Source organism: Pseudomonas sp. SWRI154, from assembly GCF_014268645.1.
GTDB classification, from domain to species: Bacteria; Pseudomonadota; Gammaproteobacteria; order Pseudomonadales; family Pseudomonadaceae; genus Aquipseudomonas; species Aquipseudomonas marvdashtae.
Genome location: NZ_JABWQW010000054.1, coordinates 1 through 5601 on the forward strand (window position 1 = coordinate 1; position 5601 = coordinate 5601).

Annotated in this window: 6 protein-coding genes; 2 read left to right on the forward strand and 4 right to left on the reverse strand. The window is 59.4% G+C overall.

Going from position 1 to position 5601, the window contains the following annotated elements:
• A partial coding sequence (locus HU806_RS26940; protein ID WP_527251172.1) for a DUF6124 family protein occupies positions 1-107 on the forward strand: 107 nt, incomplete at its 5' end.
• A 71-nt stretch (positions 108-178) separates the two neighbouring features.
• On the opposite strand, the gene HU806_RS26040 is transcribed toward HU806_RS26940, so the two are convergent.
• Complete coding sequence (locus HU806_RS26040; RefSeq protein WP_186615755.1) at positions 179-2002, reverse strand: glycoside hydrolase family 15 protein; 1824 nt, start codon at positions 2000-2002, stop codon at positions 179-181.
• Complete coding sequence (locus tag HU806_RS26045; RefSeq protein ID WP_186615757.1) at positions 1995-2795, reverse strand: SDR family oxidoreductase; 801 nt, start codon at positions 2793-2795, stop codon at positions 1995-1997. Before HU806_RS26045 ends, HU806_RS26040 begins: the two co-directional genes overlap by 8 nt.
• A 157-nt stretch (positions 2796-2952) precedes the next feature.
• Between HU806_RS26045 and HU806_RS26050 the strand changes: the two genes are divergently transcribed.
• Positions 2953-4125, forward strand: a complete 1173-nt coding sequence (locus HU806_RS26050; RefSeq protein WP_186615759.1) for an MFS transporter — start codon at positions 2953-2955, stop codon at positions 4123-4125.
• 173 nt (positions 4126-4298) lie between these two features.
• On the opposite strand, the gene HU806_RS26735 is transcribed toward HU806_RS26050, so the two are convergent.
• Both HU806_RS26735 and HU806_RS26610 read right to left on the reverse strand, forming a co-directional pair.
• On the reverse strand, positions 4299-4829 hold the full coding sequence (locus tag HU806_RS26735) for a CPCC family cysteine-rich protein (protein ID WP_186615761.1): 531 nt from the start codon (positions 4827-4829) through the stop codon (positions 4299-4301).
• On the reverse strand, positions 4826-5601 hold a 776-nt coding region (locus HU806_RS26610), incomplete at its 5' end, for an RHS repeat domain-containing protein (protein WP_238350246.1). The genes HU806_RS26735 and HU806_RS26610, both read right to left, overlap by 4 nt.

A 5601-nucleotide genomic window follows, 5' to 3' on the forward strand; every position in this document is an offset into this window, starting at 1 on the left:
GCTCACGGCGGCATGTGGCGTTGGGGCTTCAGCAGTTGATCGAGCTGGGCACCTTACTGGTCAACCGTGCCCTGAATGACATCGAACTGGCGGAGCCAACTCAGTAGTCGAAACACCGTCGAACCCGTGGCGAGGGAGCTTGCTCCCTCGCCACGAAGTCCGAAGCGTTGAGCACCGCTCACGGCTGCCAGTGATTTTTCTCCCCGCTCAACTTGCGGTCCAGAAAGCTCGCCGCGCTGATCAGCGCCAAATGGCTCAACGCCTGGGGCAGGTTGCCGAGATGGTAGCCGTGGCTGTCGAATTCCTCGGCATACAGCCCCAGCGGATTGGCATAGCGCAGCAGTTGTTCGAACTCCAGCTGGGCTTTTTCCACGCGGCCGGCGCGGGCCAAGCATTCGACGTACCAGAATGAGCAGGCGACGAACGAACCCTCGGTACCGCTGAGGCCATCGATGGGGCTGTCGTCGTTGCGGTAGCGGTACACCATGCCGTCGCGCACCAGATCCTTTTCGATGGCGTCCAGCGTCGACAGCCAGCGCGGGTCGCGGGCGCTGACGAAGCGCACCAGCGGCATCAGCAACATCGAACCGTCGAGCGCGGTGCTGCCCAGGCGCTGGACGAAATGCTGGTGTTCGTCGTTCCAGAAATTCGTCCAGATGTCTTCATAGATAGCCTGGCGGGTCTCGTCCCACCGGGCGAACGGGGCGGGTAGGGAACGTTTGCTCGCCAGGCGAATGGCGCGGTCCACCGCGACCCAACACATCAGCCGCGAATGCAGAAAATGTTGCTTGTCGCCGCGCATCTCCCAGATGCCCACGTCCTTGTCCCGCCAGATTTCACAGACCTGATCGACCACATCGACGGTGTGTTTCCAGCCTTGATGGGAGATGGCTTCGCCGTATTTGTTGACCAGATACACTGCGTCCATCAGCTCGCCGAAAATATCCAGCTGCACCTGCTGGTACGCCAGGTTGCCGATGCGCACCGGCCGAGCGTTGCCATAGCCGCTCAGATGGGGCAATTCGGTTTCCGGCAGTTCGAGCCGGCCATCCAGGCCGTACAGGATATTGAGCTTGGTCGGTTGGTCGCGGCAGTCGCTGACGCGGCCGCGCAGCCAGCGCATGTAGGCGTTGGCCTCGTCGATAAAGCCCAGGCGCATGAATGCATAGACGGTGAACGAGGCGTCGCGGATCCAGGTGTAGCGGTAGTCCCAGTTGCGCTCACCGCCGCGGCTTTCCGGCAGGCCGAAGGTGGCGGCCGCGATGATGGCGCCCTGCTTGCGCGAGGTCAGTAGTTTCAGCGCCAGCGCGGAGCGATTGACCATCTCCCGCCAGCGTCCGCGGTAGTTCGATTGGCTGATCCAACCGCGCCAGAACGCCAGGGTTCGCTCCAGGCACAGGGCGCTGGTGTCATCGACCAGACGCGCATCGTCGATGCCGCCCAGCAGGAACTCGGCGGTCTGGCCTTGTTCCAGGGTGAACACGGCCGCCGCGGCCTGGCCGTCCAATATCATGGCCTGATCGGCGCACAAACGCAGGCTCGGCTGTTGAGGGGCCTCGAAGATAACGTGGTCACCGTCCCGGCGCGCGGTGGTCGCCGCGCGGGAATAATCATGGCGCACCGCACAACGCATACGGAAAGTCGCGCTGCCGACAGTCATGCGCACCCTGCGCATCAACACGGGCAAATCGTCTTCGCTGTCGCCGATGGGCAGCAGGTCGGTAATCTCCACCACCACCCCGTCGCTCAGCCAACGGGTTTGCAACACATTGGTGTCGGGCAGGTAGATTTGCTGGCGGCGGGCATCCGGCAGGTCCGGAGCGAGTTGGAAGATGCCCGCTTCGGGGGTGTCCAACAGCGAACAGAAGAGCGACGGACTGTCGAACTCCGGCCAGCAGAAAAAATCCACGCTGCCCCGATCGTTGACCAACGCGGCCGTACGCATGTCGCCAATGATGCCGTGGTTTTCGATGGGGCTTTGCGGTTCGTCATGATCAGCCATTGCCACGGAACCCCGGATAAAGGCTCATTCCGCCGTCGATGAACAGCGTGGTGCCCACCACATAATCGGACAGGTCCGACGCCAGCCAGACCACCGCATTGGCGACATCGTCGACATCGCCGACCCGGCCGTAGGGAATCAGCTGCAATAGTTGCTGTTCTTTTACACCTTCCATGGCCTCACGGTTGATGGCCGTGCGAATCGCGCCAGGGGCGATGCTGTTGATGCGGATTCGCTGGTGGCTGGTCTCCTGGGCCAAGGTCTGCATGAGCTGGTCGATACCGCCCTTGGAAGCCGCGTAATTGACGTGGCCGGCCCAAGGGATGCGCTGATGCACCGAACTCATGTGGATAATCTTGCCGGCAGCCCGGGACACGCCTTGGCGAATGCCCTGGCGGTTGAAGATCCGCAGGGCGGCGCGGGCGCAAAGGAATTGGCCGGTGAGGTTGACGCCAATGACGGTGTTCCAGTCATCCAGGCTCATGTCGACGGCGGCGGCGTCTTTTTGCAGGCCAGAGTTGGCCACCAGAATGTCCAGCGCGCCGAAGGCGTCCAGGGTCTCGGCGAACAGCCGCTCGACCTCCTGTTCCTTTGACACATCGGCACCGATGGCGATGGCGCGGCCACCGCTGTCGTTGATTTCACGGGCCAGTTCTTCGGCCGGGCCGGCGCTGGAGTGATAGTTGAGCACCACGGCGGCACCAGCCGCCGCCAGCGCCTTGGCCGAGCCTGCGCCAATGCCAGAGCTGGCGCCAGTGACCAGGGCAACTTGTCGGGCGAGGGAAATCTGCATGGAATAGCACCTTGAATCGAGGGCCTTACTTGCTGACTGGCGACAGGCCCGGAGAGTTCATTTGCGGGCGACGGTCTTCACATTTCCCCCACAGTTTCGCGCTTCCCCGGCACGGGCCTTTATGGCAAGTTGCAGGCCCTTGTTGAGGCGTCATTCCATGGCAAACCCCTATCGCGAACTGTTCACCGCCCCTGGCAGCCGCGGCTTCGTGCTGGCGGGGATGATCGCGCGCATGCCGATCTCGATGACGGGCATAGGCGTGATCACCATGCTTGCGCAGCTCAAGGGTGGCTATGGATTGGCCGGCGCGGTGGCGGCGACGTTCGCCTTGGCGACGGCGTTCTGCGCACCACAGGTGTCGCGGTTGGTGGACCGTTTTGGTCAGGGGCGGGTCTTGCCATTGGCGGCACTGATCGGTGGCGGGGCGTTGTTGCTGTTGCTGCTGTGCACGCGATTGCAGGCGCCCCACTGGACGCTGTTCCTGTTCGCCGCCCTCGCTGGCTGCATGCCGAGCATGTCGGCGATGGTGCGGGCGCGCTGGACCGAGGTCTATCGCGGCCAGCCGCAACTGCGCACTGCCTATGCGTTGGAGTCGGTGCTGGACGAGGTCTGTTTCATTGTCGGGCCGCCGCTGTCGGTGGGATTGTGCGTGGTGGCGTTCCCGGAAGCGGGGCCCCTGGCCTCGGTGCTGCTGCTGGCGATCGGCGTGACAGCGTTTGTCCTGCAGCGCCACACCGAGCCGCCGGTGCATCCGCACCAGGCGCATCACCAGGGTTCGATCATCAGTTCCAGCGACGTGCTTTTGCTGCTGTTGCTGATGGTCGCCATGGGCGTCATCGTCGGGGTGGTGGACGTGGTCAGCGTGGCCTTCGCCCAGCATCAGGGGCAACCGGCGGCGGCGAGCATCGTGTTGTCGGTCTACGCCATCGGCTCCTGCCTGGCCGGCCTCGCGTTCGGGGCGCTGCGCTCGAAAGTGCCGTTGCCGCGGCTGTTCCTGTACGGCGGGGTGGCGACTGCGCTGACGACGCTGCCGCTGTTGCTGGCGAGCAATATCCTCGGGTTGTCGCTGGCGGTGTTTGTCGCCGGGTTGTTCTTCGCGCCGACACTAATCGTCGCCATGGCCTTGGTCGAGCGCATCGTGCCACCGGCCCGGCTCACCGAGGGCCTGACCTGGCTGGTGACGGGCCTGAGCATCGGCGTGGCGATCGGCGCGGCGGGTTCGGGTTGGCTGGTGGATACGTTTGGCGCGCGCAGTGGTTTCTGGTTGGCAATCGCTGCCGGGGCGGTGGTGCTGGGGGCTGCGGTGCAGAGTTATCGGCAGCAAAGGTAATTTCTGTTGCGTTACTTATGAGGTTTTATTTGGTTATGGTTTTTCGGCTGCATGTAAAGATTGCGCTTTTCAGTGCTCCGTCAGTCAATTATTACCTTGTGATTGCCCATGTTTTCTCGTTTTTTCTAAGTGTGCCAGATTTGTATTATCTCTGATCTCTTGTTTTGTTTTGTCTAAGATTTAATCCATTTGTTTAAACGCATCTTTTTGGATTTTTCGCAGAACTCTTTTTTTGCGTCGCTGAGAGTCATATGATTTGAATGGCTATATGATTCAGGATCGGTTATGCCGTCATCTTCCCATTTGCATAAATCGCAAATTTCGTAGTTTGAGATCGTTAAAAGCGTACGATACCCACAGCACGGACACGGATTCAAGCGCTCGATATTTCCTTCGATTTCGTACGTTTTATGTCCAAGCTCAACTAGTCGTTCGGTCAAGTACGCATTTGTCACCCCTGTATAGCTTGATTTTAATCCGGCTAGTATTAACTCGTCCGCTAGTGGGGGGGTAATGTCTTTCGGTGGCTCGTCGTTATTTGATATCAATTTTTGCAGTCTTGTTGAGAGATTTAAATAAGTGGTGTCATTTTCGCCGAGCGTCCACCAATTTAAAAGGATTGATTCTCTTTCCTCAATTGTTAATAGGTTTAGAGTGCTCTCGGTTATGCTTTTGATCGCTGCCAGTCGCGTGATTTTTTTCACTTTATAAGACCTTTTGCTAAATCGATGGCTGACTGAAATGCATCATCGCTTCTTCCGTCGTCCCTGTAGTATGTCCGAATCTCCCGTGATCTCAAATGTCCTATAAAAACTCTTCCCGACGCTGGGTCGTGCTTGATAATAAAGTTGCCTGCATTCACTTCATTATAGTCCCCAGTTTCCTTTGAGAAGTCTTTGGCTTGTTTTAGGTACTCCGCTTGCGATATGTCGCCGAATTCTTTCTGATCGATTACGTGTTTCTGGTAGTGAGGTTGAAGCTTTCCAGATGAGAACCCTTTCCAATTTACTGATCTCGCCCCAGGCGGGACTACATCACCTTCATCTACGTGTACTTTCTTTTCTGGTGTGTCCGCACCTTGTACGGATGAGCATTTATTTGCACCCGGACAATCTTCCAACCCCAACGGATCCACCCACCCCGTCGGGTTCAGGGTATACCGATACCCGTTAAGCCCTCCCTTGAGCTTGCTCGGATCCGCCGTCAGATACCGCCCCGTCTCCGGATTGTAGTACCGGTGCCGGTTGTAATGCAGGCCGCTTTCCCGGTCGTGGTATTGCCCTTGGAAACGCAGCGGTTGATGCAGTCTCGGGCCGTTTCCATGACGCAGTTCGGTGAGTTTGCCGTAGCCGTTGTAGCGCGCCGCCCAAACCACTTCGCCTTGGTGACTGGTCAGTTCCTGGGGCGTGCCGAGGTGGTCGAGGTGGTAGTAGAACGGTGTGGCTTTTTCTGGGCCTTCGCCTTCGAGCAGGGCGA